The following is a 26,336-nucleotide window of genomic DNA, read 5'->3' on the forward strand; positions in this document are numbered from 1 at the left end:
GCGTGTCCTATTCGATTTATCTTGCTGATTTTGGCTTTTATATTCTGTTTGAATATATGAAGGCGTATTGGCGGGATTCTTTTTGGCTCTGCTTCTAAGTTAAAACTTAACTAACTCTTTGATTTTTATATATTTAACATGGATCACCCGTAGGAGCGCGCTTGCCCGCGACCGGCTGCGTTAGCAGTCGTAAATTTTCAGCGTTTCGTAGATTTTGCGAGTGCTAGCGCACTCGGTCGCGGGCAAGCGCGCTCCTACTGGGCCATGCAAGCCGGTGTATCAATGAAAAGGCCCGAAATCTTCTGTGATGAGGATTCCGGGCCTTTTCAGTTCTGTCACGGCATTGAGCGATTATTCCTTCAAGCGCACAGTCTCCAGAGTCGGGTCGGCCTCGATCTGTTTTTCATTGAACGGCAGCGGCTGCCACTGCTGGCGCGAGAACAGTTCGGTCTGGTCGGCGTAGTGCGGCGAGGCCGGGTCGCTCGATTGCGAGAACGACAACAGCCCCTGCGCCACCGGCCCCTGATCGTCAAAGCTCACCAGCTGGATATAGCTGCTGCCGCTGACGACCTTGAGCGTGCCGTCTTTCTGCGGCGTGCTCTGCATGGCGTTATAGATGCCCAGGTGCCCGTCACCGCCCGGCACCGCAATGGCCTTGCCGTTACGCTCGGCCACCTGCACCTGGCCCCAGGTGATACTGGCGGGCAGCTTGAGGGCATCGACCTGCGCGACCGCCTTGCGCAGCATCTCAGCCACGGCACGGGAAACCTCCGGCTGTTGCCAGGCGATGCCGCGCGGGGTGTGTTGCGGGTCTTGTGCATCGAACGGCTGGCGCCAGCCCTTGCCCTGGGCCTGGAACTGCCTGGCGAAGGCCTGGAAATACAGCCAGCCGCGTGAGGCGTCGACGCCGGCGCTGCGGTCCCAACCGTGCAGGGCGATGCAGGCGCGCTGCAATTCGCTGTCGCCCTTGAGCTTGCCGCACCATTGCAGCAGGTCATCAAGCAGCAGGTCGGCGGCATGCACCCGGTTGCCGGTCACCAGCCCGCGCAGGAACGCCTCGCTGATCGGCGCCTGGCCCAGGCCGCTCAGTTGCGTGAGGGCAAAGCGCGCCCGCAGGCCCAGTGGCGAGCCTTCGCGGCTGACCAGCGGCGAGAAGCCGGTCAGCGGCTGGGCCGGATTGGCCAGCCAGGCGCTGTCGTTGGAGTTCTGCACAAAATCCTTGCGCAGCAGCACCGGCAGTTGCGCGCCCGGCACGATGCCCGGTTGTACGGCGCCTTCGGCATTCTGCCAGTCACAGGCGCTGCGGCTACCGTCCAGCCCCGGCAGGCCCTGCGCCTGCAAGGCGGGCACGATGCAGTCTTTCAGTTGCGACAGCGCCACGTTGGGCACCACCGAGACGTTCATATAAGCCGCCTGCCCCTGCCGATCGGCGGCCAGGGTGTTGACCCACGGAATGCCCTGAATGCGCTGCACCACATCGCGCAGTTCGATGACGCTGGTGGCGCGATTCATCGCGTACCACTGCTCCACGGCGCGGGTGTTGGCCAGGTTCGCGTCCTGGAAGGCGTAGGCGTTCTGGCGATCCCAGTCGGCCACGCCCGGCCACTTGATCAGCGGGCCGTAGCGCGATTCATGGATCACCTGTTTGCGGGTGGTCAGCGTGCCGTCGGCTTCACGGACCTGGATCTGCACCTCACGCCGCTGCAATGGATAACGTTTGCCGTCGACCACGTAGTACAGCGGATCCTTCGGGTCCAGGGCCAGCTTGCGCAGGGTGAAGTGCCCGGAGGTGTCCACGGTGTGGGTCCAGGCCAGTTGCCGGTTGAAGCCGATGTTGATCACCGGCAGGCCGGTCAGGGACGCGCCCATCACGTCCAGCTTGCCGGGAATGGTCAGGTGCATCTGATAGAAACGCAGTGCGCCGAACCATGGAAAATGCGGGTTGGCCAGCAGCCGGCCACGGCCATTCTCGGTGCGCTCGCCGCCCACCGCTACGGCGTTGCTGCCGCGCTCATAGACAGAACCCAATACACGCGCAGGATCGATGCTTGCGCTTTGTGCGGCCCGTGACGTCGGCGGCGCGGCGGCCAGCAGCGGCTCGGCAAAGCGGCCGATGCCGCCCTCGACCATCAGCCGGTGGATCAGCCGCACCATGTCGGTCTCGTGCAATGGCCGCACCCACTCGGCACCCTGGCAGGCCTTGGGCGCGCCCTTCTCGCTCAGGTAGCGGTTGAAGCCGGCGACATAGCCGCCCAGCAGTTGCTTGACCGGCTCTGGCTGCGCCTGCCAGTAGGCGTCGACCGCCTTGTCGTTGTTGAGCCAGGTAAAGAACAGGTCTGACTGCACATTGCCCAGCCGTGCGCTCGACTGCCCGTCACGACCCAGAAAGCGCGAGCGCTCGCCACGGGCGGTCAGCACCTCGTCGCTGAGCAGGCACAGGTTGTCGCGGGCATAGGCATAGCCCACGCCATAGCCCAGGCCACGCTCGTCATGGGCCTTGATATGAGGGATGCCAAAGGCGGTCCAGCGGATTTCGGTTTCGCCGCTGTGCAAGGCATCGCGGGCGCAACCCGCCTGAGACAGCAGCAGCGCGGCCAGGGCACTGGCCAGAAGACTTCGACGCACCTGAATACCTCTTGCAGATCATTGAGCGGCCGGAACGGGCGCCATGGAGGGGGGTGCAGGAGGGACGTACGGGCACAGCCGGAATTTAAGACGGCGACAGACGCTCCATCTCCGAGACCCGGACACGGCAGTGCTTCATGGCATTGACGATGTGTTTCTCGACCATGGCCTTGGAAATGCCCATCACCTCGGCAATCTCGTCATGGCACAGACCGTCCAGCTTGCGCAGCAGGAAGGCCTGGCGGCACTTGTCGGACAGCTCATCCAGCGCCGCCATGACCAGCTCGGCCCGCTGCAGCTGATACAGCGTGGCGTGGGGGCTTTGCGTCTGCGGGCTTTCTTCGGCCGTGATATCGACCAGCGACTCGCTGTTGCGCACCACGCCCCGGCGAAAGGCATCCACGCAGAGGTTGATTGCGGTGCGATAAAGAAATGCCTTAGGGTATTCGAGCGTGTCGAGGCGCGGGCTTTCCAGCACTTTCAGGTAAGCGTCGTGAGCCACATCCGCCGCCAGATTGCGGTCACGCAATTTGATCGTCAGGTAACCCAGCAGGCCTTGATAGTACTGTTCCATGTTCACTCCGTCAGGAAACCGTGTACCGGATCCTTGACACTCAGATGCCCTGTTAAACAGGGGCTAACTGTATATAATTCTCATCCGCATAAAAAGAATTTCATGCAGTAACCCCAGGAAAAACGCAGTTCAACCGGTAATGCCGATGCCCAGCCAAACGCCTCCGCCCGCGCCCGATGACCGCCTCAGCGATGAAGCGGCGCACTGGTGCATGCGCCTGCATGAACCGGACTTTTCCGCAACCGAACGCATGCACCTGGAGCAGTGGCTGAACAGCGACCCGGCCCACCAGCGTGAATTCGATGCCATGCTGGAGATCTGGGACATCAGCGAATTTCTGCCCGTGGTCACATCGGCCTCAACGGCGCCGGTGTTGGTCGCTCCCCGTGCGGTCCGCCTGCCTCGACGCGCCACCCGGCGCCCGCTGATGGCCGCCGCCGTACTGGCCTTCACCCTGCCGCTGGCCGGGCTGATCGGCTGGAACCAGGGCTGGATTGCGGACAGTTACCAGCGCTTCGAGAGCGAAACGGCCACCCGGAACGTGACCCTGGCCGATGGCTCGCATGTGCAGATGAACCTTGGCACGCGGCTGTCCTACAGCAATTACAAGGATCAGCGCAGCGTGACCCTGAGCCAGGGCGAAGCCTTCTTCAAGGTGCAGCACGATGCGGCGCACCCGTTCATGGTCAATGCCGGCAGGGGCCAGATCCAGGTCACCGGCACGCAATTCAACGTTTGGACCTACAAGGATTCGGTGATTGTGACCCTGGCCGAAGGTTCGGTCAGGGTGCTGGGCGACAAGGCCGAGCGCGACCGGGTGGCTTACCTGTCACCGGGCATGCAGGCACGCTATGACCCCGCCAGCATCGACCCCCAGGTCAGCGCCGCTTCGCTGGATAACACAATGGCCTGGCGCAACGGCAAGCTGGTGCTCGACAACCTGACCCTGGCCGATGCCCTGCCGCAGATCAACCGCTACCTCGACACGCCTGTGCACATTGCCGATGCCGCCACCGCGCAACTGCGCATCGGCGGCATCTACAACACCCATGACATCGCCGGCCTGGTGCAGGCGCTGCCCAAGGTGTTGCCGGTGGTGCTGAGTCGTAATAACGAGGGTGAGACGGTGATCCGGCGCAAGGCCGGCTGAGTCACGCCTTGCCGGGACCGGGTGGCAGGTAGCGGCCGTACCAGGGGCGGCGCGGGATGCGCCCGGAAAGGCGCTCCATTTCCTGTTCACTGGCGCGAATGACGCGCAGCGCCAGCTTCATGGTCTCGACGTCCAGCTCGCCACCGCCGCCGCCATTACTGCGTCCCCAGGCCCCGCAGCCAGCCTCGGCGGGGCCGAGCCAGGGCTGATCGACCTCGACCCAGCGGCCCTTGGCAAACCAGTGCACGCCGCCGACCTCGGCGCGTCGCACCTCGCCCGGATGCACCTGTTCATGGGCCTCGAACCAGTCCTCGATACGGTCATCGATCCAGCCGTGAAACGCCCAGAACACCGGGTTGACGTGCGAGGAAAAGGCATCGGCCAGATAGTCGTTTTCTGCGCGAAACCAGCGCTCGGAAAAATCGTCGGCCGGGCGGTCATAGATCATCGGGTACTGGCTGTTCGGGTCACGCCCCACCGCCGCCCAGCACATGTGCAGCCAGTCATGCAGGCCCAGTTCGATACGACTGCCCAGTTCGCCCAGGCAGATCGTGCTCAGGTACTCGGGATTCTGGTACTGCGCTTCCCAGACCTGAAAGTTGCCGTAGTAGCCCTCGCTGCTTTTGACATCGCGCAGCCACTGGTTGAAGGCATCGTCGCCCTGCGATTCCCAGGCCGGCGGCACCGAGTAGCCGTCATGGTTTTCCAGGTAATCCACAAAAGGCTGAATACCGTGCCCGATAAAAGGCCGGGGCGGCGGAAAGGACTGCCACGCTTTCAAATCCTGGAAGCTGCGCGCGTGCCCCAGCATGCCGCGGTGCATGTACAGGAAGTCCTCGCCGGAGCCGTTGGTGTGGCGGTGCTTGCCCCGCGCATCGCGCTCCTGGCCAAGCGGCCCCGGCTGCCAGCCCAGCCCGCGCAAGGCCTGTTGGTGCTCGGCATTGAGCCGGTGCCAGCGATCACGCGTCGCGTGCCAGAGCTGGTGATAAAGCCGGTGCTCGGGAGAGATCAGCCAGGCGTGCAGGTCAGCTGTGTAAGGCAGGCGTTCACGGGCCTGGATGAAAGGCCGCCGGACGGCCACGAAACGCGCCTGTACCGTGGACGCCCCTACCTGACTGCCGCGCAGGCGCAAGGCACCGCTGAGTGTCGCCTGGCCGCCGCCGGTGCTCCAGATGCCCCAGACCTCGTCGAAGATGGCCGAGCATTCGTAGGCCCGCCCCTGCCGGTCCGCCAGTTTCCAGCGCAGGTTAGGCGCCTTGCCGGTGTCCAGATCGCCAAAGAGCTCAAAGCCGCCGGCCTTGAACGGTCGGCGCCCCAGATGCCCACGCAATGCCCGTCCCGACGGACCGACGTCCAGCAACAGCTCCAGTCCTTCACCAGCCAGCTCGGCAAACCCCTGCTGGCCATCGAGCAGACGAAAATCCCAGATCCCGACCAGGCGCCCGGCCAGCAGGCTTTGCCCCAGGGTGGGCGGGACGATGGTGGGCTCCTCGACCAGCGCCGCCTCTTCGGCCGCCTGATAGCGCTGGTAGCCCAGAACCGGCAAGCCAATCCCACCCGCCGTGGCTGCCACGGCTGCTGCACCTGCGAGCAATCCCCGCCGAGAACACTTCATCTAGACCCATCCGCTTGTCCGCTCTCTGGTCAGAGCGCCTGCCCCAAGAACGAACGGCCGGCATCGAAATTTATGCCGTCGCGCCATGCCGCGCAGACCAGGGGTCTGTTGCCGTCTCATCACGGCTGTGCTGAAACGGCAACAGCCCCTAAAACCACCGGCGCCTGATTCGTCTGCTTTGCAGAACCTTTGAACAGCCGTTGGAGAATCACATGCACCGCGCCTTGCTTTTGGCTCTTTCCCTCACCCTGCCAGGCTTCGCCTGGTCGGCAGCAGACTGCACCACCGAGATTCATGGCACCGACCAGATGACGTTCGACAAAAACGAAATCATCGTGCCGGCAAGCTGCAAGACCTTTACCGTCACCCTCAAGCATCCGGGCGAGATGCCCAAGGAAGTCATGGGGCATAACTGGATTCTCAGCAAGACCGACGACATGCAGGCGATCCTGGACGAAGGCAGTGCTGCCGGGGTCGAGAACGGCTATCTGAAGACCGCTGACACCCGTGTCATTGCTCACACCCGATTGCTCGGCGGTGGCGAGCAGGACAGCGTGACCTTCGACACCGCGAAGCTGAAAGCCGACGCAGACTATCAGTTCTTCTGCTCATTCCCGGCCCACGCGGTGCTGATGAAAGGTCGCTTGAAGTTCGGGGCCTGACCCGCCTACCCGCGCCCGGAGTTGACCCAGAAGTTGACCGACAGCGACGTCGACACCGACTCGACCTGATGGAACCAGCCCTCGGGCAGGAACAACAGGTCTCCTGCCTCAAGCACAATGCGGTGGAACACTACCTCGCGGGCGGCCGGGTACGCTTCATAGTCCGGCTGGTCGGGATTCACATCACAGCCCTCCAGCCCGCCGCCCTCGGAGGTCGACCAGGTGCCCAGCGCCTCGCGATGATGCGGCGCCGCCAGGATGAACGATTTCTGCCCCCAGACCTGGGCGAACAGGTTGTCCGAGTCATCACGATGCAGTGGGGTGAGCGTCCCCCTGGGACCGATCCAGATACGCGGCTTGATGTACAGCGAACGCTCGAAGTAGTGCGGAAAACGGATCAGCTCCAGCAGTTGCGCCGGCATCAGGTTGTTGCCCATGTACGGCGCAGGCTCGCCCGGTGCGCGGGGGCGCTCCAGCGATTCGATGAACCCGGCAATGGAGGTCGAGCGAAAGTCGCGATCGGTCGAGAAGGTCTTCTGCGCGTAGTCGCCGTGTCGGGTAATGCCCTTCAACTCGGCGAAATGGATGATCGACTCTTCGCGGCTCATGTTGAAGAACGGCCAGTCCTGCAAGGCATCGCTGAGAATGACCGGCGTGCCATACGGCAGATAGTCACGGCGAAAATCCTCCACCGACAGGCTGCCAAGCGAGCGTCGCTCGATGCCGGACAGCACCGGCTGTGCCGCCGACAGCCGATCACTGGCCCGCTCGCGCGCCGGATAACGCTGGTTCATTTTCGCCGCCGGCTGCTCGACGGTCGTACCACGCCGGGCCGCGCTGATGATCTGCGGCAACAAGGTTGCCAGCCCCATCTGCCCGTCGATTTTCAGCCGGCCATTGGCAAACAGCTCCTCGACGTCCTGGGTGCCTTGCAGGATGCCGGCAAAGGCCTGCGCGTCCACCGCAATGGTGACATCGGCGGCTGCATGCCGGCCCGGGCGCACCTCCAGCGTGTCATTCACTTGCGCCCACACCGCCTGGCCCTGGCCGAAATCGAACTGGAACACACCCTGCGCGCCCACCGCCTGCGCACCGGCAAACAAGCGGGTCAATACCGCGAGCACATCCATACGTCACCTCATCTGAGCACCTGATCAAGTGCCTGCCGCGTATTGCTTACGCGACGGCACATCCCATGCCCTGTAAACGGATGGCGCCGCGCTGAAATTATCGACAGCCGCCCCCGATTAAATTGCGCCGCGCCTGATTCGTTATTCCTCCCAACCACCGGCCGCTCGCCGGTACACGCCGATAACGCCCGGGAGTTTGATGAGCATGAGTCGCGCCGCCAGGAAATGGCTGATCTTGAGCCTCGTGACAGTGGCTGCACTGGTGGCTGCCGCCGCGCTGGCCTGGTGGCTGTTCATTGGCCGCCTGCAGCCCTACCCATCGCAGGTTACGCTGCGCGCCAACGAGATACAGGAACGCATTCTCTCGTTCGACAGCCATATCGATATCCAGCCCACCTTTGGCAGGGCCGGCAACGAAGCCAACAAGGATGGCCGGACCCAGTTCGACCTGGTCAAGGCCGCACGCGGGCGCCTCAGTGGCGCGGCACTGACGCTCTGGGCCTGGCCGGAATTCTGGAACGGCGCCAACGGCCCGCACCGGCCGACGCCGGGTTTTGTCGAAGCCGCCCGCCATGAGCTGGAAACCCGCTACCGCATCATCACCGGCATCGCCCGCGACTTTCCCAACCAGGCCGGCATCGCCTACACACCGGCCGACTTCAAGCGCCTGGCCCATGAGGGCAAGTTCGCCATCGTGATCAGCATGCTCAACGCCTACCCGCTGGGCGACGATGTCGCGGCCCTGGACGACTGGGCCGCACGCGGCATGCGCATCTTCGGCTTCAGCTATGTGGCCAACAACGCCTGGGCCGACTCGTCGCGGCCCATGCCGTTCTTCGGTGATTCGCCGGACGAGCACGGCGGCCTCTCGCCACTGGGCCGCCAGGCCGTGCAGCGCCTCAACGACCTGGGCGTGGTGATCGACGTATCGCACATGTCCAGCCAGGCCCTGGAGCAGGTCGTGCAACTGAGCCGTGCACCCATCATCGCTTCGCACTCCAGCGTCCGGGGCCTGGTGGACCTGCAACGCAACCTCACCGACAAGGAGCTGCGGCTGATCCGCGACACCGGTGGCGTGGTGCAGATCCCGGGGTTTTCGTCGTATCTCAAGCCGTTTTCCGATGAGACGCTGGACAAGATCAACCAGATGCGCGCCGGCTTCGGCCTGCCCAAGGTGCAGAACCTGTCCCAGGCCAGCATGCCGGCCGACCCGGTTTTTTCCATCTGGCCGGAGAAAAAGTTCGGCGAATACGCCGGCGCCCTGTACGCCATCCTCGACGAAGACCCACGCGCCATGCTCAAGGACTTTGGCGACGCCATCGAGTACGCCGTGAAGAAGATCGGTATTGACCATGTGGGCATCAGCTCGGACTTCAACGACGGCGGCGGCGTCATCGGCTGGGAGAACGTGGGCGATACACGCAACGTGACCGCCGAACTGATCCAGCGTGGCTATTCGGAGCAAGACATTGCCAAGTTGTGGGGCGGCAATTTCCTGCGGGTGTGGGAGCAGGTGCAGCAAGCGGGCAGCCAAAAGCCCGCCGCAGCCAGCCAGTAACCTGGAGGACGACCCATGAGCCTTTCACTCCAGACCGGCACCGGCAGCGCTGCGCCAGGTCATGCGGCGGTCGATGCAGGCGCCCGGTGGGTGGCACGCACCCGATTGGCGTCGATCGATGCCCTGCGCGGCATCATCCTGCTGGCCATGCTGGTCGATCATGTGCGCGAGACGTTCTTTCTGCAGCATGAAGTCGCCGACCCGGTGGACTACCACACGCCGCTGGGCCTGTACCTGACCCGGATGATTACCGAGCCCTGTGCGCCGCTGTTCGTGTTCCTGACCGGCCTGTCGGCCTGGCTGTACAGCCAGTCGCATGGCCTGAAGGACACCAGCGCCTTCTTGTTCAAGCGCGGACTGTTTCTGATTGTGCTGGAGGTCACCCTGGTGGATTTCGCCTGGAGCGGCGAATTTCCGGCAAGGTCCCTGGACCTGCAAGTGATCTGGTGCATTGGCGTGAGCATGATTGTCCTGGCCTGCCTGCTGCGGGTGCCCAGGCCTGTGCTGTGGCTGCTGGGCATTGCGATCATCGCCGGGCACAACCTGCTCGATGGCCTCGCCGTCGATCATCAGTCGGCCCTCTATCTGCCCTGGGCCATGCTGCATGAGCGGGCCTCGTTCGAGTTCACGCATTTCCCGGCAATCTTCACCAGTTATCCGCTGCTGCCCTGGTTCGGGGTCATCATCCTGGGCTACGCCGCCGGTCCCCTGTATGGCTCCCACATCGAGTCCCGACAGCGTATTTCGATTCTGCTCAGGTGCGCGGCCGTGCTGTTCGCCGCCTTTGTCGCCCTGCGCTACCTGAACGGCTACGGCGAAAAGCCCTGGGTGCATACCGGCGAACTGATCGAGACACTCAAGAGCTTCAAGAGCGCCACCAAGTACCCGCCGTCGCTGCTGTACCTGCTGCCCTCGCTGGCTTTCGGCCTGGCCACCCTGGCCTTGCTGGAAAAGTACCAGGACAGTCGGGCGGTCAGGATCATGGCCATCTATGGCGGCGCGCCGATGTTTTTCTACCTGCTGCACCTGTACACCCTCAAGCTCATCTACCTGGCTGTACTGCACACCCTGGGGCCGAACATGGGTCGTTACTACGGCTTCGATACCCTGTCCGGTATCTGGCTGTGCAGCGCGCTGCTGAGCGTTGCGCTGTTCTTTCCAACGGCCTGGTTCGCACGCCTCAAGCAGCGGCGCAGGGACATTGCCTGGCTGAGGTACTTCTGAGTTCACATTCGTACGGCCGGTGCGCACTGCCGATTCATTTTTACCGAGGTCTCCATGAAATCACTCACCCTGTTGTGCTCAAGCGCTTGCCTGGCGTTATCGCTGACTGGCGTTGCCGCCGAAGAAAAACCACCCGGTACTGTTTTCAAGGACTGCAAGGACTGCCCGGAAATGGTGGTGCTGCCGGCCGGCAGTTATGTCATGGGCGCACCGGACGACGAAGTGGGTCGCCAACCCGATGAAGGCCCGCAACACACCGTGACCTTTGCCAGGCCGTTCGCCATCAGCCGCTTCCAGGTCACCGCCGGCGAGCTGGACGCCTGGATCAAGGCCAGTGGCGTCGTCATAAAGAGCGGCGATAAACGCCCCGGTCGCTGGTGCGAAGCCAGCAAGCCCAGCTACCAGCAGGCGCCGAGGCAACCGGCGGTGTGTGTCGACTTTGAAGAAGTCCAGGGCTACGCCAAGTGGCTGGCGCAGCAAACCGGCAAGCCGTACCGCATGGTCAGTGAAGCCGAGCGTGAATACGCCGCCCGGGCAGGCTCGACCGGCCCCTTCCCGTTTGCGTTCGACAAGGAAGGCGAGTACCAGATCAGCCAACACGCCAACACCTATGGGCCCAGGGATGGCTACACCTACAGCGCGCCGGTCGGCAGCTACCCGCCCAATGCCTTTGGCGTGTATGACGCGCACGGCAATGTGTATGAGTGGGTTGCCGACTGCTGGCACAAGGATTATGTCGGTGCGCCTGCCGATGGCAGCGCGTGGATCGAGGGCGGGGAATGCGAGAGTGCGCATATGCGTGGCAACGACTGGGGTGAGCCGCCGATTTTCTCGCGCTCGGCCAATCGTAACGACCGACTGAAAACCACCCGCGGAGACTTCCTGGGGTTCAGGGTTGCCAGGGCGCTCTGAATCTCTGTGCAGCACAAAAGCGCCTGCCCCTGAGCAGGCGCTTTTGCACGATCGAAATCCCCAGGAGGGTGACCGGCGCGTCTAAATCCCCCACTCGCTTTTTCGTTTCACAGCTATAGCCTCTGAAGCGCGGAATGCCTTGATGAATATCCACTGCGACCTTCCGGTCCTTGCCAGCCTCTACCCTGACCGACAACTGCGCGTCCGGCATGACCCGCACGAACTCGTGGTACTGCTCGACGCGAGGGTGCAACTCAGGATCGCACTGCACCCGACAACCGGACAGACCCTGAGCGGCCAGGTCAGTCATCTGGAACCAGGCCTTGAGCAACACGCCTTGCTCGCCGCTCTGGAAGCTGCGTTCACGCGCGCGCCCTTACCGATCCGTATTACCCTGACCCGGTTGCCCCCGACCACGACTGCCGCCCTGATCGCCGACGGACTGCTCAGGCAGGCGGGGCACGAAGGTGTCACCTGTGACGCCGAGGCGTTCTGGCAGTACCCACGCCCGTGGTCAGGCAAAGCCTCGTTTGGCGTGGCACCGCAGCAGTTCGTGCTGAGCGAAGGCAAACGCCATCCCTTGCGCCCGGTAGCGTCGGGCGACGTGCTTTATAGCCGCCATATTCCCTGGCTGGGCCAGACGCTGACGTTCCAGCAAGCCGATCCCGAGCGCGACCTGCCCGCCTTCAATCGCTGGATGAACAGCCCGCGCGTGGCGCACTTCTGGGAGGAGCAAGGCAGCCTGGAGCAGCATCGTGCCTACCTGCAAAAACAGTTGGACGATCCCCATACAGTGCCTGTGATCGGCCGCTTCGATGGCCAGGCGTTTGGCTACTTCGAGGTCTACTGGGCCAGGGAAGACCGTATCTCGCCCTTCTATGACGTTGACGATTACGACCGCGGCCTGCACCTGCTGGTCGGCGAAGAGGCATTTCGCGGCAAGGCGTTCTACACCGCCTGGTGCTCGTCGATCTGCCATTACCTGTTTCTCGATGATCCGCGCACCCAGCGCATTGTCTGCGAACCGCGTCACGACAACCAACGACAGATCGCCAATTTCGACCGCAGCGGCTTCGCCAAGGTCAAGCATTTCGACTTTCCCCACAAGCGCGCACTGCTGGTGATGCTCTCCCGTGAGCGCTTCTTTTCCGAGCGGCTGTACCAGCCCCTGGACAGCGTCAAACCACCGAAGGAAGGATTCAAGGTATGAGCTCTGCGACTATTCATGATGTCATCGGCGTCGGTTTCGGCCCTTCCAACCTGGCCCTGGCCATTGCGCTGGAGGAGCTTGCCCAGCTTAACGGAAAGGCGCTCGATGCCTTGTTCATCGACAAGCAGGCCCATTACCGCTGGCATGGCGATACCCTGTCGTCGCAGAGCGAATTGCAGATTTCCTTTCTCAAGGACCTGGTCTCGCTGCGCAATCCGACCAGCCCGTACAGTTTCGTCAACTACCTCAAACAGCAGGATCGCCTGGTCGATTTCGTCAACCTGGGCACCTTCTATCCCTGCCGCCTCGAGTTCAATGATTACCTGGGCTGGGTGGCCGAGCAGTTTGCCGATCAGGCCGCGTATGGCGAAGAAGTCACGCGCATCGAGCCGGCCTTCGACAACGGCGTCATTCACCACCTCAAGCTGACCTCGAAAACCGGCAACGGCCAGGAGCAGGTACGCCATGCCCGCTCGGTGGTGATCAGCACCGGCGGCTCACCGAAAATCCCCGACGCCTTCGCACCTTGCAAGGACGACCCACGGGTCTTCCACCATTCGACCTACCTGAGCAGCCTGCGTCAGCTGCCGTGCAGTGAAGGCCAGCCGATGCGTATTGCAATCATTGGTTCCGGGCAAAGCGCAGCAGAAGCGTTCATCGACCTCAACGACAGCTTCCCCTCGGTCAAGGTCGAGATGATCCTGCGCGGTACAGCGCTCAAGCCTGCCGACGACAGCGCATTCGTCAACGAAATCTTCGCCCCGCAATACACCGATCTGGTATTCAGGCAAACCCCGCAAGATCGCGAAAAGCTGATCAGGGAATACCACAATACCAACTACTCAGTGGTCGACCCGGAACTGATCGAGCGCATCTACGGCATTCTTTATCGCCAGAAAGTGGCCCATCAGTACCGCCACGCCGTGCTGTGCCGGCAACAGGTCGAGACGGTTCACACAAGCGATCAAGGCATCGAACTGACCCTGCGCGACCTGGCCACCCACCAACAACGAACCCATCGCTACGACGCCATCATCCTCGCGACCGGCTATGAACGCCGCTCCCATCGTTCGCTGCTGGCATCGCTGGAAAGCCACCTCGATGGCTTTGAAGTGGACCGCGACTACCGTGCCCTGGCCTCGCCCACATTACTGGCACCGGTGTTCCTGCAAGGCTTCTGTGAAACCTCACATGGCCTGAGCGACACCCTGCTTTCGGTCTTGCCCATGCGCAGTGAAGAAATTGGCAAGGCGCTGTACCAGGCCCTGAAAATCCAGCCCCTCACCCACGAGTCTCAGGCCGCCACGCTGATCAGCGCCTGACCCAGCAGGAATTGTTTATGTCCCAGCCAACCCGCGGCGCCATTCGCGAACTGATGACGCTGCTCAAACCTTTCTGGCCGATCGTGACGCTCTCGATCGTTCTGGGCATGGTGGGGGGGCTGAGCATCACCACCCTGCTGGCCACGATCAACAAGGTACTGCACTCTGACAGCGGTATGACTCAAGGCATCGTCCTGAGCTTCGCCGGCTTGTGCCTGATGGCGCTGCTCAGTTCGATCGTGTCTGATATCGGCAGCAACTATGTGGGGCAAAATATTGTCGTCGGGCTGCGCAAGACGCTCGGTGAAAAAGTCATGTCTGCCCCGATCGAACAGATAGAGCGCTACCGTACCCATCGGCTGATTCCGGTATTGACCCATGATGTCGGCACCATCAGCGATTTTGCTTTCGCTTTCGCGCCATTGGCGATCTCGCTGACAGTAACGCTCGGTTGCCTGGGTTACCTGGCCATGCTGTCCTGGCAGATGTTCCTGTTGATGGTGGTCGCCATCGCGATAGGGACTACGGTGCAGTACTTCGCGCGTAGCCACGGCATCAAGAACTTTCTGGCCGCCCGGGAAACCGAGGACGAACTGCAGAAGTACTACGGCGCGGTCTCGGAAGGCGCCAAAGAACTGCGCATCCACCGACCGCGTCGACACCGGATGTTCGAGCAGCGAATCCAGGGCACCGCCAACCATATTCGTGACCTGCAAATCCGTGCCATCAATATTTTCGTGGTGGCCAAGACCTTTGGTTCGATGCTGTTCTTTGTCGTCATCGGCCTGGCCCTGGCCTTCCAGGCTTACTGGCCCAATGCCGATAAAAGCGTCATGAGTGGCTTCGTGCTGGTGCTGCTTTATATGAAGGGCCCGCTGGAACATCTGATCGGCACACTGCCCATTATCAGCCGTGCGCAGATCGCGTTCCGCCGTATCGCCGAACTGTCCGAAAAGTTCTCCTCACCGGAGCCTCACCTGTTGCTTGAAGACAAAGGTTCCAAGAGACTGACCCTGGAAAGCCTGGAACTGCGTGATGTGCAATATGCCTTTCCTGCAGTACAAGGCAGCGAGCCCTTCCGCCTGGGCCCCGTCAACCTGCGCATCGAACAAGGCGAGATCGTCTTTATTGTTGGCGAGAACGGCTGTGGTAAAACCACACTGATCAAGGTGCTGCTGGGGCTCTACGCTCCACAGAAGGGCGAAATCCTCCTGGACGGCCAGCCCATCGTCGCCCAGAACAGGGACGACTACCGCCAGCTGTTTACCACGGTCTTTGCCGACTATTACCTGTTCGACGAACTGGTTCAGGGCGGCGGCGATGTGCCCAGGGAGGCCGAACGCTACTTGCAACGCCTGGAGATCGGCCACAAGGTCACCATTCGCGATGGCGCGTTCAGCACCACTGACCTGTCCACCGGGCAACGCAAGCGCCTGGCATTGCTCAGCGCGTGGCTGGAAGGTCGCCCGGTGCTGGTGTTCGACGAATGGGCGGCCGATCAGGACCCTACCTTCCGGCGTATTTTCTACACCGAGCTGCTGCCGGACCTTAAACGGCTGGGCAAGACCATCATCGTCATCAGCCACGACGACCGCTATTTCGACATCGCCGACCAGTTGGTCAAAATGGAAGCGGGCAAGGTTCATTGCGAAGCGTCGCTGGCTTGAATAATTCAACGTGCAGATTCCGGTTTTCCGGGCCTGAACGTTGAATAAATACGAAAAGAAAAAATTCTCAATTGCAAAAACAGAGAACATCATGCCCGCACACACTTTGAGCACACTTTCTCCCTTGGCCAAGGCGCTGTTGATGCGTCATGTATTACGTCCGCAACGAACATTGACCGGCCTGGGCCTTGCAATGACCATGGGGATGGTCACGCAGGTTCAGGCTCAGGAATGGAACCTGAATATTCCTGCACAGCCGCTCGACAAGGCGTTGCAGGTCTTTGCAGAACAGGCCAACGTTCAACTTCTTTATAACCCTGGCGACGTGCAAGGCCTGCGCTCGACCGCCATCAGTGGCCGTTATGGCCTGGATCAATCGATCCATCTTTTATTACAGGGAACAGGGGTTCGCTACCAGATCACTGGAAATACCCTGACGCTGCAGGTGCCTGCTTCGACTGACACGATGGAGCTGTCGTCAGTGACGATTTCCGGCAAGGCGCCGGGCTCCATCACTGAGGGAACCGGGTCTTACACCACGGGTTCGACCAGCAGCTCTGCGCGTTTGAATCTGAAGCCGCAGGAAACGCCTCAGTCGGTCACGGTGCTTACACGCCAGCGGATGGAAGATCAAAAACTGGATGACCTGGCCGATGCGCTGGATGCGGCAACCGGGATCAGTGTCAAGCCATTGGTGTATGGCGGTGATGCACCCCAGATTTTTTCACGCGGTTCGACCATCAACAACTTCCAGATTGATGGCGTGCCTACAGCATCCTCGATGGCCAACTACCTGCAAGCCACGGCCATGTACGACAGGATTGAAATCGTAAGGGGTGCGACGGGCATCATGAGCGGCCTGGGCAAGCCGTCGGCCACGATCAACATGGTGCGCAAGCGTCCCACCTTCGACCCGCAAGCGTCCATCACGGCAGAAGCCGGTAATTGGGACCGCTACGGCACGGGCGTCGATGTGTCCGGACCTTTGACCGAGAGCGGCAATATCCGCGGTCGCCTGGTTGCCGATTACAAGCACCAGCATGGCTGGACAGATAATTATGAGCAGGAGCGGATGAGCCTGTACGGCATCAGTGAACTCGATTTGAGCGAGGACACCCTGTTGACGGTCGGCTTCAGCCACCTCACTAAAGACACAGACTCTCAAGCGGCCATTTTCCCCATGATCTACAGCAATGGTGAAAAGATCGACATCGGCCCGTCGAATAATGACACCCCCCGCTGGGCTTACTATGACCATGAGCTCAGTAGCGTCTTTGCGTCAGTCGAACATAAATTCGCGTCTGGCTGGAGTTTCAAGACCGAACTGTCGCACTCCCGGTATCGGTATGAAAGCCTTTACTCCACCGTCAGCGGATCGATCAATCAATCCACAGGGGTGGGCGGGCGATTGCTGGCCCCGCATTGGCTCAACACCACGGAGCAAAACAACCTCGACACCTATGTGACAGGTCCGTTTTCTCTCTTTGGGCGTGAACATGAACTGATCGGTGGGGTCACGCTGACGCAGATCCATGCGTATGGCGATAACTACACCATGACGCCTGGCACCTACCTGATTCCCAATATATTTACCTGGGCAGACGACACGCCCAAGCCAAGCTACCTGAAAACAGGCGAAAGCGATCGGCATGAGCATCAGTACAGCGCTTATCTGAACTCGCGTTTTCACCTGACCGACAGCACCAGTCTGCTGGTGGGCGGACGCCTGACCGACTGGAAAAACAACAATGACAGCCTGACGTTCTCATCCGGGAACACGACCAAGGCCCGCAGCCGGGAAACGGGCATTTTCACGCCCTACTTCGGCCTTGTGCACGCACTCGATGAAACCTGGTCGCTGTACGGCAGTTACACAAAGATCTTCCAGCCACAGGACCCCTTGGTCAGCCAGTACGTCACCTCGCCGGCGCCCGAGGAAGGAACCAGCATAGAAGCCGGTATCAAGGCTGTGTTCAATGAAGAGCGCTTGAACGCGTCGATGTCCCTGTTCCAGACCAAACAGGATAATCTGGCCATCTGGAGCAACACGATCAACGGCTACGAGCTGTTCAATAACACCACCACCGAAGGCGTGGAACTTGAACTGGCAGGCCAGCTCGCGCAAGACTGGAACTTCAGCAGCGGTTATGTTTACAGCGTGACACGCAACGATGAAAACGAGCGCATCATGACGCGCGCGCCACGGCACAACTTCAAGGTGTTTACGACGTATCGCCTGCCCGATGCCCTCAATAAATTCACCGTGGGCGGTGGCGTCAATTGGGAAAGCAAGACCGGCGACAACCTGAAGGTCATTGAACAAGGCAGCTATGCGCTTGTAAACCTGCTGGGGCGCTATGACATCAACGAACACCTGTCGTTGTCGCTCAACGTAAACAACCTGCTCGACAAGGAATACTCCTTTGCAGGCACACGTGGAACGTTCGGCCCGCCTCGCAACTTCATGACCTCGCTCAAGTACACCTACTGATCGCAAACACAGTCGTTCATCAGGTCGTCCTGATGAACGCACCCCGCGTACATCTCCATACCCGCCCCGGATCCCGAGCAGGCCACTGCCGGAATCCGGGAGGTGGGTCATGACCTCCCTGCCTGCATCCGGATAAACGCAACAGGCTCTTGCACCGTGTCAAGAATCAGTCCCGCATGCCGACTGGCAGCATGAACGCCAGCGCCTGCCTCCAGGATCAATCGTTCGATCAATCCTGGAGGCAGGCGTTACAAAGGCGATGTCCGGCCGCCACGACGTTGATGGCGTCGTCGTGCCAGGGACCGATCAGGCACGCTTATCGGCGTTGAAGTAGGTTCGAAGGCGCAACTTCAAAGACTGTAGAAAAGCAGGCGCATAGATCATCGCTTCATGCGCGACATCAAGACACTCGGAACCTTGAACACCCTTGAGGCCACACGCCTCGACAAGGGACGCCTCAAGCACATCGATATGGCGGTATGAAACAGATGACCACCACAGTTCCGGACGCACGTGCAAGGCCGGTAACTCAAAGTCGTTGGCCAGGCTGGAAATATTTCCATAGATATCGTAACCGACTGAAAACTCAGCCTCGAGTGCGTACGCATCGTACAGCAGCTGAAAGCGCGGCGAATCGGCTGACTGTTCGCCAAGCAATTCATTGATCATAAACCTGACAAAACGATCGTCCTGCAGACCTGCCGTCCGGGCTTCGATCACTTTGTGCATGATATCGGCATCGCTTTTCTCAGGAAAAAAGCCCCTGATCATCATCACCGCAGCATGATTGCGTTCATCCAGCTCTGCCAGGTCCACGGGCACCGCCGCCTCCTGTATCGGTTGTCGATGCGCCTGGGAAAGCGCCGGCGGCATCATGGAATCGACCAGCGCCAACAGGTTGACCTTTTCGCCTTTGCGTTCGAGAAGGTGAGCAACTTCCATGGCCAGCGCGCCACCCGACGACCACCCCAGAAGATGGTAAGGACCTTCAGGCTGTAACCTGACAATTTCGTCAAAGTAATGGCCGACCATGTCATGCCAACCGGGGTAGTGAAACCCTTTCTCCACGAAGCCTTTATGAAGCAGCGCATACACGGGGCAAACCGTATTCAACTCTTTGGCCAGCGCATAATAGGGGAACGTCGTTCCCCCGGCCGGCGGAAGACAAAAGAGTGCAGCCCCCTCATCGGGACAGCTATTAAGCTTGATCAGGCTGGAGGCTTTTGCACCCAGGCAATCACGCAACAATTCGGCTTGTTTTTCAAGGGTGGGATGGCGCATGAAATCATGCATGGCAAAGCGTTCATCTATTTGCTCGCGCACCCGTCGCAACACACCCAGCATCAAAATGGAGTGCCCGCCCAGCTCAAAGAAATCATCGTTCAAACCTATGTGGTCACGGCCAAGCACTTCCTGCCAGATAGCGGCCAGTTGCCGCTCTATCCTGGTTCTGGGTAGCGCACTGCCCGGTGTCTCAAGCCCTCTGTCAGGATCAGGCAGTCGCTTGCGATCCATTTTTCCGTTGGGCGTCATCGGCATATGGCTCATCATGACGATGTGGGACGGAATCATATAGTCAGCCAGACCTGACTTCAGATGCTTGCGCAGAACCTTGCACAATTGCCCGTTCTTTTTATCGTTTTCTGCGACGGTCAAATCCATGGGTACCACATAGGCCGCCAACTGCCGCCCGCCCGGCCCCTCGACATCGATGACCACCGCCTCGCGCACCGCCTCGTGCGCCAGTAACCGCGCCTCGATCTCGCCCAGCCACCACATAGGCCGCCAACTGCMGCCCGCCCGGCCCCTCGACATCGATGACCACCGCCTCGCGCACCGCCTCGTGCGCCAGTAACCGCGCCTCGATCTCGCCCAGCTCGATACGAAAGCCGCGAATCTTGACCTGATGGTCGACACGGCTGAGGTACTCGAGCACCCCGTCGGCGCGGTACCGCGCCAGGTCGCCGSTGCGGTACAGCCGACCGCCGCCCTGCTCGCTGGCGTCGAACGGGTCCGGCACAAAGCGCTCGGCCGTCAGATCAGGGCGATGCAGGTAACCCCGGGCCAGACCGTCGCCGCCGATCAGCAGTTCGCCCGCCACACCCGGCGCTGCCGCGCACAACCCAGGCTCGACGATGTGCAACCGGGTATTGGCGATCGGCCGGCCCAGCAACGGCACCGGCGACTGCCGGTCCAGGCAGTGCAGGCCCGACCAGATGGTSGTTTCCGTCGGCCCGTACAGGTTCCACACCTGCTCGCTGCGCTCCAGCAGGCGGCTGGCCAGGTCAGGCGCCAGGGCCTCGCCACCRCTGAGCAAACGGCAGTGGCGCAACTGCCCCGGCGTGGCGGCATCAAGCAGCATYCGCCAGGTCGACGGYGTCGCCTGGACGGTGGTGACCGCCTGCTGCTCGATCAGCCCCAGCAAGGCCTGGGGATCCTGGTTCTCGCCATCGGCCAGCAGCACCACGGAGGCGCCCACCAGCAGCGGCAGGTACAGTTCCAGGCCGGCGATGTCGAAGGACAGGGAGGTCAGGGCCAGCACCCGGTCAGCGGCCGTCAGCCCCGGCCTTTCGGCCATGCTGAACAGGAAATTGRCCAGGGCCTGGTGCCGCACCGCCACCCCCTTGGGCGTGCCGGTGGAGCCCGAGGTGTAGATGCAGTACGCCGCATGTTCGGGGTGCAGCACGGCGACCGGGTTATCGACCGGCCAGTGATCGCGCTCGGCGCTGTCTGCGGCGTGGTCCAGGCACCAGGTCTGGATCTCGGTGGCCGGCAACTGGTCGAGCAAMCGTTGCTGGGTCAGCAGCAGGCGGGCACCGCTGTGTTCGAGCATGTACGCCAGGCGTTCGCGCGGGTAGTCCGGGTCCAGCGGCACATAGGCGCCACCGGCCTTGAGAATGGCCAACAGACCGACCACCATCTCCAGACTGCGCTCCACCGCAATGCCCACCAGCCCATCCGGGCCGACGCCCGCCTCGCGCAGCTTGTGCGCCAGGCGGTTGGCCCGCCGGTTCAGTTCGGCATAGCTCAATGACTGCTTGCCCGCCATCACGGCCGTGGCGTCCGGGGTNCCAGCCCATCCGGGCCGACGCCCGCCTCGCGCAGCTTGTGCGCCAGGCGGTTGGCCCGCCGGTTCAGTTCGGCATAGCTCAATGACTGCTTGCCCGCCATCACGGCCGTGGCGTCCGGGGTRCGGAGCACCTGTTGCTCGATCAGTTGCGGCAGGCACTGCCCGGCCGGGTAACGGGCCTCGGTGCGGTTCCACACATGGATGATCTGTTGGTGCTCATCGACGCCCAGCAGCGATATTTCGGCAATCCGCTGCTGCGGCTGACGTACGACAGCCTGTAGCCCATTGACCCAGTGCCGCCCCATCCGCTCGATGGTCTGCCGGTCAAACAGCTCTGTGGCAAACGTCAGCGAAGCCCATAGCCCCGTCTCGGACTCAAAGGTGTCCAGGCTCAAATCGAACTGGGCCGTGTGGTTGTCGTACGCCAGTGGTTGCAACTCAAGCCCTGGCAGCGCGACGCCCTTGCCCTTCACCTGGGTCTGGTGGTTGTACATCACCTGGAACAGCGGGTTATGGCTCAGGCTGCGCTCGGGATGCAACGCCTCCACCAATTGCTGAAATGGAAGATCCTGATGCGCCTGGGCATCAAGCACCGTCTGTCTGACCTGCTGCAACAGATCGTTGAAGCTCAAATGCAGATTGAACTCGGCCTTGAGGACCTGGGTATTGACGAAGAAACCTATCAGTTGCTCCGTCTCGACCCGCGTGCGGTTGGCAATCGGTACACCGACGCGAATGTCGTTCTGCCCGGAATAACGCTGCAACAGCATCTGAAACGATGCCAGCAACAGCATGAACAGCGTAACGCCCTGACCTTGGGCCAATTGCTTGAGCGCCCGAACCAGATCGGTTGGCAGCTCAATGTTCAGGTTGTCGCCTGCATGGCTTCTGACCACCGGGCGCGCATGATCGACCGGCAACTCCAGCACTGGCTGCTCACCTCCCAGCCGGGCCTGCCAGTAAGCCAGTTGCCGCTCCTGCTCACCGGCCTCCATCCAGTGACGTTGCCAGACCGCATAGTCAGCGTACTGGATCGGCATGTCCGGCAAACTGGCCGCTTGCCCGCGGCTGTACGCCACATACAGTTGCACCAGCTCATCGACCATGATCGGCATCGACCAGCCATCAGAGACGATGTGATGCAGGGTCAGTACCAGCACATGCTCATCAATGGCCCGCTGCAACAGTCTTACCCGCAGCAACGGCCCCTTGAGCAGATCGAACGGACGCCCTGTCTCTTGCTCGACCCGGGACTGGACAAGCGCGTCATCGCCCGGCTCAAGACATTCGAAATCAAGGCTGAAAGGCAGATCGGGATGAATCACCTGGCGCGGCTTTTCACCGTCCATCTCGAACGTCGTGCGTAACGTTTCATGCCGTGCAATCAGTGCCTGAAAGCTCTGTTGCAAGGCCTCGACATCCAGCGCCCCTTTAAAACTCAAGGCCGTTGCAATGTTATAGGCCGGGCTTTCAGGCTCCAGTTGCCACAAGAGCCACTGGCGCTGTTGGGCGTAAGAGAGCAAGGGCTGCTCGTCCGGCTCCCGCTTGAAGATGGGAGTGACCCCATACAGATTCACTTTCTGCTTTTTAAGCAAGGCCGCCAGGGCCTTGCGTTCTTTACCAGATAGCGACTTTACGGAGTCGAGTAGCTCTTGCACTGATGTATCTCCTACGAAATCAGCTCGTCAATTTCCTCTGCAGTAAGACGTTTAAGGGCCTCCAGGGATTTAGCCAGTTCATCCTGTAAAGGCGCATCCTGGTTATCTTTTTGCTCGGCCAGCTGGCAGAAATCACTCAGTTGCGGATGATCGAACAGGTCACGCAGTGCCATCGAGACACCCAGTTGCTCACGCACACGCAACATCACCTGGGTGGCCAGCAACGAGTGCCCGCCCAGTTCAAAGAAGCTGTCATTCAGGCCGATCCTTTCCAGCTTGAGTACTTCGGCCCAGATGGACGCCATCTGCTGCTGCAACTCGCTCTGCGGCGCGACATACGCCTGTTGCATCTGGCTGATATCGGGCTTGGGCAGGCCCTTGCGGTCCAGCTTGCCGTTAGGCGTCACCGGCAGGCGCTCCAGCAGCACGATATGCGCCGGCACCATGTAATCGGGCAAACGAGCCTTGAGCGCCATTTTCAAGGCTGTGCGCACCGTTTCTTCGTCCGTCACCGCTGTGCCAGCCACCACATAGGCCACCAGTTGCGCACCACCGACACCTTCGATTGCCAGTACCACGGCCTCACGGACCTGTTCGTCCTGCAACAGACAAGCCTCGATCTCGCCCAGCTCGATACGGAAGCCGCGCACTTTCACCTGGTGGTCGATACGGCCCAGGTAATCCATCAGGCCATCCGCACGGGCACGGGTCAGGTCACCACTGCGGTATACCCGCCCACCGTCAACACCCCACGGGTCGGGGACGAAGCGTTCAGCGGTCAGCGCCGGGCGGCCCAGATAGCCCCGGGCAACACCTGTGCCGCCCAGATAAAGCTCACCGGCAATCCCCACCGGCAACAGGTCCAGATCAGCGCCCAATACATACGCACAGCGTTGCCCGACCAACGTGCCGATCGGCGCATAGGCGGCCCCGCATTCATCTCCGGCACAGGCACTCCACAGCAGCGGCGTGACCACGGTTTCGGTCGGCCCGTAGCCGTTGAAAATGCGTTGTGGGCGCAAGGTTTTCCAGACCCGTTCATAGGCGGCCTGAGGCACTGCATCCCCGCCGAAGCAATACACGCGTACAGCAGGCGGATGACCCGCCGTGGCGGCGTATTCGGCCAGCTGTTGCAGGTAGGCCGGCGGCAGCGCGGTAACGGTCACCTCGAAACGGTGCAAGACGTCATACACCTCTTCCGGGGTCCACAGGTCGTCGCCGCGCAACAGCAGGCGCGCACCATGACTCAGCGTGGTCAACCAGCGCTCATGCGCACCGTCGAAGGCCAGCGACATGAACTGCAACTCACAGTCGTTCGGCGTCATTTCATAGCGTTCGCCAATGGCCAGGCAATGCATGACAATCTGCCCGTGGGCAACCGCGACGCCCTTGGGCTGGCCAGTGGAACCGGAGGTATAGATCACATAGGCCAGGTTTTCTGCCGACAGCGCTACATCCGGCGTGGTCAGTGGATAGCCCGCCCATTGTTCCGGTCGATCCACCGCGAGCGCTTGCAGACCGTCCGCCAGTGGCAAGCGCGCCAGCAAGTCGCTCTGGGTCAGCACCAGTGCGGCCTCGCAGTCCTTGATCATGTACAGCAAGCGGTCCTGCGGATAGCCCATGTCCAGGGGCACGTAAACGCCGCCAGCCTTGAGCACCGCCAGAAAGGTCACGATGATGTCGACCGAACGCCCCAAGGCGACTGCAACCCGCACTTCAGGCCCGACGCCGGCTTCACACAACTTATGAGCCAGTTGATTGGCACGCTGTATCAGCTCGCGGTAACTGAGCTGCTGTTCGCCGCACATCACCGCGACGGCCTCTGGTGCCTTGTCTGCCTGTTCCTGAATCAACTGATGAATGCATTTTCCTTGCAGGTAATGCCTGTCAAGCTGGCTCCAGCCGTCAATGACCTGGCAGCTTTCGATGTGATCGAGTAAAGGCAACTGGCCCAGAGGCCGCTCTGCATGGCCCGGCACCGCTTGCAGCAAATGCGCAAAGTGATCGGCAATCTGGCGCACGCTCTGGTCGCTGAAGAAGCGCCGGTCATAGCTGTAATGAATCGACAGGCTGTCATCCAGAACAATACCCAGGCTCAGCGGGTAGTTGGTCTGCTCATGGTTATGCACACCGGAGAACAACAAGCCTTGCGGGGTGGCCTGCTGTAAAGCCTCGGCCACCGGGTAGTTCTCGAAGACCAGCAGCGTGTCGAACAGATCCTCGCCACTCCAGCCTGCCCAGCGCTGGATTTCGTACAGCGGCGTATGCTCCTGTTCACGCAATTGCAGGTTCTGCGCCTGAAGTTGCTCGACCCAGTCGGCCAGGCGTTGATCGGGACGCGGACTGGCGATAACCGGCAGGGTATTGATGAACAGCCCCAGTTGCTGCTCGACACCGACAAGCTCGGTCGGGCGCCCAGCGACGGTTGCGCCGAATGTGACGCACGCCTGCCCGGTGTAACGCTGCAACAGCAGTAACCAGGTGGCCTGCACCAGGGTATTGGTGGTGACTCGCAATTGCCGGGCAAAATCACCCAGGCTTTGCGTGAACCGGGCATCGAGCCGGCCTGTATATTCCCCGCGCCCCGAGCCCTGCTCGCCAGTACCCGGCGTAACAGCTCGCGCCAGACGGGTCGGGCCGGCCAGTTCGCTCAGTTGCTGTTTCCAGAACGTCTCACTGACGGCAGGATCCTGCTGTTGCAGCCAGGCAATGTAATCGCGATAACCGCCCGCCACCTGCGGCACCGGCTGGTCGGTGTAGCGTTGCAGCACCTCACCAAGCAGTTGGGCGTGACTCCAGCCATCCATCAGGATGTGGTGGCTGGTAAAGATCAGATGATGACGCTTGTCACCCACGCGAATCAGCGTCAGGCGCAGCAACGGATCATTGAGCAAATCAAACCCTTGCTGCAATTGTTTGCGCGCCAGATCGTCAAGCGCCTGTACAAGGTCGCTGCGGGTGCGCCAGTCCTCGGTCACGAACGGCACCTGCATCTGCCGGGCGATGGCCTGCAGGGGTACAGCCAGACGGGTGATGAAGTTGGCGCGCAACACATCCTGGTTATCGACTGTGGCCTGCCAGGCCTGACGAAACTTCTCGACCTCCAGCCCTTCGACATCCACCCGCATCTGGTTGATGTAGTCGCCCGCTTCCTGCTCGTACAGGCTGTGGAACAACATGCCCTGCTGCATCGGCGACAGCGGGTACAGGTCGGCGATCTGCTCGGCGGCCATCGGCAAGCTGTCGAGCTGYGCCTGGGTCARCGCCGCCAGCGGGAAGTCCGACGGCGTCACGCCGCGATGGCGCGGGTYGCARCAATGGGCGATCAGTGCCTTGAGTTCGTCGGCATAGGCCTGTGCAAGATGCTCGATGGTCTGCGCGTCGAACACCTCGCGGCTGTAGGTCCAGTCCAGGCTCAGCTCACCGTCATACACCTGRCCGTTCAGGCTCAGCAGGCTGTCCAGCGGC

At 61.4% G+C, this 26,336-nt stretch carries 15 protein-coding genes and 2 pseudogenes; 9 read left to right on the top strand and 8 right to left on the bottom strand.

The genetic code is table 11. The features are described from left to right. Positions 1–351: 351 nt before the first annotated feature. The gene (gene pvdQ, locus ASF84_RS07310) at positions 352–2,625 is read right to left on the bottom strand and encodes a bifunctional acylase PvdQ (protein WP_177339455.1); all 2,274 of its coding nucleotides are present in this window, start codon (positions 2,623–2,625) and stop codon (positions 352–354) included. An 85-nt stretch (positions 2,626–2,710) separates the two neighbouring features. Continuing rightward, positions 2,711–3,199 carry a sigma-70 family RNA polymerase sigma factor gene (locus tag ASF84_RS07315; RefSeq protein ID WP_056836758.1) on the bottom strand — a complete coding sequence of 163 codons (489 nt, stop codon included), beginning with the start codon at positions 3,197–3,199 and terminating at the stop codon, positions 2,711–2,713. 145 nt (positions 3,200–3,344) lie between these two features. Between ASF84_RS07315 and ASF84_RS07320 the strand changes: the two genes are divergently transcribed. Then, entirely contained in the window at positions 3,345–4,349 is a 1,005-nt protein-coding gene (locus tag ASF84_RS07320; RefSeq protein ID WP_056836795.1) for a FecR family protein, read from the top strand. Between the two features lies 1 nt (position 4,350). Here the strand turns inward: ASF84_RS07320 and pvdP are convergent, their stop codons facing one another. Continuing rightward, the gene (gene pvdP / locus ASF84_RS07325) at positions 4,351–5,964 is read right to left on the bottom strand and encodes a pyoverdine maturation tyrosinase PvdP (RefSeq protein WP_156684170.1); all 1,614 of its coding nucleotides are present in this window, start codon (positions 5,962–5,964) and stop codon (positions 4,351–4,353) included. Between the two features lie 212 nt (positions 5,965–6,176). Here pvdP and azu point away from each other — a divergent pair, with 212 nt between their 5' ends. Beyond that, a complete protein-coding gene (gene azu, locus ASF84_RS07330; RefSeq protein WP_056836760.1) occupies positions 6,177–6,626 on the top strand; it encodes an azurin in 450 nt (149 codons plus the stop codon). Between the two features lie 5 nt (positions 6,627–6,631). On the opposite strand, the gene ASF84_RS07335 is transcribed toward azu, so the two are convergent. After that, complete coding sequence (locus tag ASF84_RS07335; protein WP_056836762.1) at positions 6,632–7,756, bottom strand: cupin-like domain-containing protein; 1,125 nt, start codon at positions 7,754–7,756, stop codon at positions 6,632–6,634. A gap of 199 nt (positions 7,757–7,955) precedes the next feature. Between ASF84_RS07335 and ASF84_RS07340 the strand changes: the two genes are divergently transcribed. The 7 genes from ASF84_RS07340 to ASF84_RS07370 all read left to right on the top strand — a co-directional run bounded on the left by ASF84_RS07340 (position 7,956) and on the right by ASF84_RS07370 (position 18,140). Next, positions 7,956–9,314 (top strand): dipeptidase, encoded by a 1,359-nt coding sequence (locus ASF84_RS07340; protein WP_056836764.1) that lies wholly within the window; start codon positions 7,956–7,958, stop codon positions 9,312–9,314. A 15-nt stretch (positions 9,315–9,329) separates the two neighbouring features. After that, entirely contained in the window at positions 9,330–10,538 is a 1,209-nt protein-coding gene (locus tag ASF84_RS07345) for a DUF1624 domain-containing protein (protein ID WP_056836766.1), read from the top strand. A gap of 54 nt (positions 10,539–10,592) precedes the next feature. Further along, positions 10,593–11,450, top strand: coding sequence for a dihydropyoverdine dehydrogenase (gene pvdO, locus ASF84_RS07350; protein ID WP_177339456.1), 858 nt, complete (start codon positions 10,593–10,595; stop codon positions 11,448–11,450). Positions 11,451–11,592: 142 nt separating this feature from the next. Further along, entirely contained in the window at positions 11,593–12,660 is a 1,068-nt protein-coding gene (locus tag ASF84_RS07355) for a GNAT family N-acetyltransferase (RefSeq protein WP_056836768.1), read from the top strand. Next, the gene (locus ASF84_RS07360; RefSeq protein ID WP_056836770.1) at positions 12,657–13,982 is read left to right on the top strand and encodes a lysine N(6)-hydroxylase/L-ornithine N(5)-oxygenase family protein; all 1,326 of its coding nucleotides are present in this window, start codon (positions 12,657–12,659) and stop codon (positions 13,980–13,982) included. Before ASF84_RS07355 ends, ASF84_RS07360 begins: the two co-directional genes overlap by 4 nt. Before the next feature lie 17 nt (positions 13,983–13,999). Further along, the gene (locus tag ASF84_RS07365; RefSeq protein ID WP_056836772.1) at positions 14,000–15,649 is read left to right on the top strand and encodes a cyclic peptide export ABC transporter; all 1,650 of its coding nucleotides are present in this window, start codon (positions 14,000–14,002) and stop codon (positions 15,647–15,649) included. Between the two features lie 40 nt (positions 15,650–15,689). Continuing rightward, positions 15,690–18,140, top strand: a complete 2,451-nt coding sequence (locus ASF84_RS07370; protein ID WP_236709386.1) for a TonB-dependent siderophore receptor — start codon at positions 15,690–15,692, stop codon at positions 18,138–18,140. Between the two features lie 306 nt (positions 18,141–18,446). Here the strand turns inward: ASF84_RS07370 and ASF84_RS28405 are convergent, their stop codons facing one another. From ASF84_RS28405 to ASF84_RS07395, 4 genes and pseudogenes are all read right to left on the bottom strand, one after another. After that, positions 18,447–19,919, bottom strand: a complete 1,473-nt coding sequence (locus ASF84_RS28405; RefSeq protein WP_156684171.1) for an alpha/beta fold hydrolase — start codon at positions 19,917–19,919, stop codon at positions 18,447–18,449. Positions 19,920–19,974: 55 nt separating this feature from the next. Then, a pseudogene (locus ASF84_RS29630) lies at positions 19,975–21,210 on the bottom strand (amino acid adenylation domain-containing protein); the annotation flags it as partial. A gap of 1 nt (position 21,211) precedes the next feature. Next, positions 21,212–22,868, bottom strand: a pseudogene (locus tag ASF84_RS29635) (condensation domain-containing protein); the annotation flags it as partial. Positions 22,869–22,879: 11 nt separating this feature from the next. Continuing rightward, on the bottom strand, positions 22,880–26,336 hold a 3,457-nt coding region (locus tag ASF84_RS07395; RefSeq protein WP_156684172.1), incomplete at its 5' end, for a non-ribosomal peptide synthetase.

It is taken from the genome of Pseudomonas sp. Leaf127 (assembly GCF_001423155.1).
Classification (GTDB): domain Bacteria; phylum Pseudomonadota; class Gammaproteobacteria; order Pseudomonadales; family Pseudomonadaceae; genus Aquipseudomonas; species Aquipseudomonas ovata.

Excerpts from the sequence above, each read along its gene's own strand:
- ASF84_RS07320 (WP_056836795.1), top strand. The coding sequence starts at position 3,345 with ATGCCCAGCCAAACGCCTCCGCCCGCGCCCGATGACCGCCTCAGCGAT.
- ASF84_RS07335 (WP_056836762.1), bottom strand. The coding sequence starts at position 7,756 with ATGGATGTGCTCGCGGTATTGACCCGCTTGTTTGCCGGTGCGCAGGCG.
- ASF84_RS07355 (WP_056836768.1), top strand. The coding sequence starts at position 11,593 with ATGAATATCCACTGCGACCTTCCGGTCCTTGCCAGCCTCTACCCTGAC.
- ASF84_RS07345 (WP_056836766.1), top strand. The coding sequence starts at position 9,330 with ATGAGCCTTTCACTCCAGACCGGCACCGGCAGCGCTGCGCCAGGTCAT.
- pvdP (WP_156684170.1), bottom strand. The coding sequence starts at position 5,964 with ATGAAGTGTTCTCGGCGGGGATTGCTCGCAGGTGCAGCAGCCGTGGCA.
- ASF84_RS07340 (WP_056836764.1), top strand. The coding sequence starts at position 7,956 with ATGAGCATGAGTCGCGCCGCCAGGAAATGGCTGATCTTGAGCCTCGTG.
- ASF84_RS07315 (WP_056836758.1), bottom strand. The coding sequence starts at position 3,199 with ATGGAACAGTACTATCAAGGCCTGCTGGGTTACCTGACGATCAAATTG.
- ASF84_RS07360 (WP_056836770.1), top strand. The coding sequence starts at position 12,657 with ATGAGCTCTGCGACTATTCATGATGTCATCGGCGTCGGTTTCGGCCCT.
- ASF84_RS07365 (WP_056836772.1), top strand. The coding sequence starts at position 14,000 with ATGTCCCAGCCAACCCGCGGCGCCATTCGCGAACTGATGACGCTGCTC.
- ASF84_RS28405 (WP_156684171.1), bottom strand. The coding sequence starts at position 19,919 with ATGTGGTGGCTGGGCGAGATCGAGGCGCGGTTACTGGCGCACGAGGCG.
- azu (WP_056836760.1), top strand. The coding sequence starts at position 6,177 with ATGCACCGCGCCTTGCTTTTGGCTCTTTCCCTCACCCTGCCAGGCTTC.
- pvdO (WP_177339456.1), top strand. The coding sequence starts at position 10,593 with ATGAAATCACTCACCCTGTTGTGCTCAAGCGCTTGCCTGGCGTTATCG.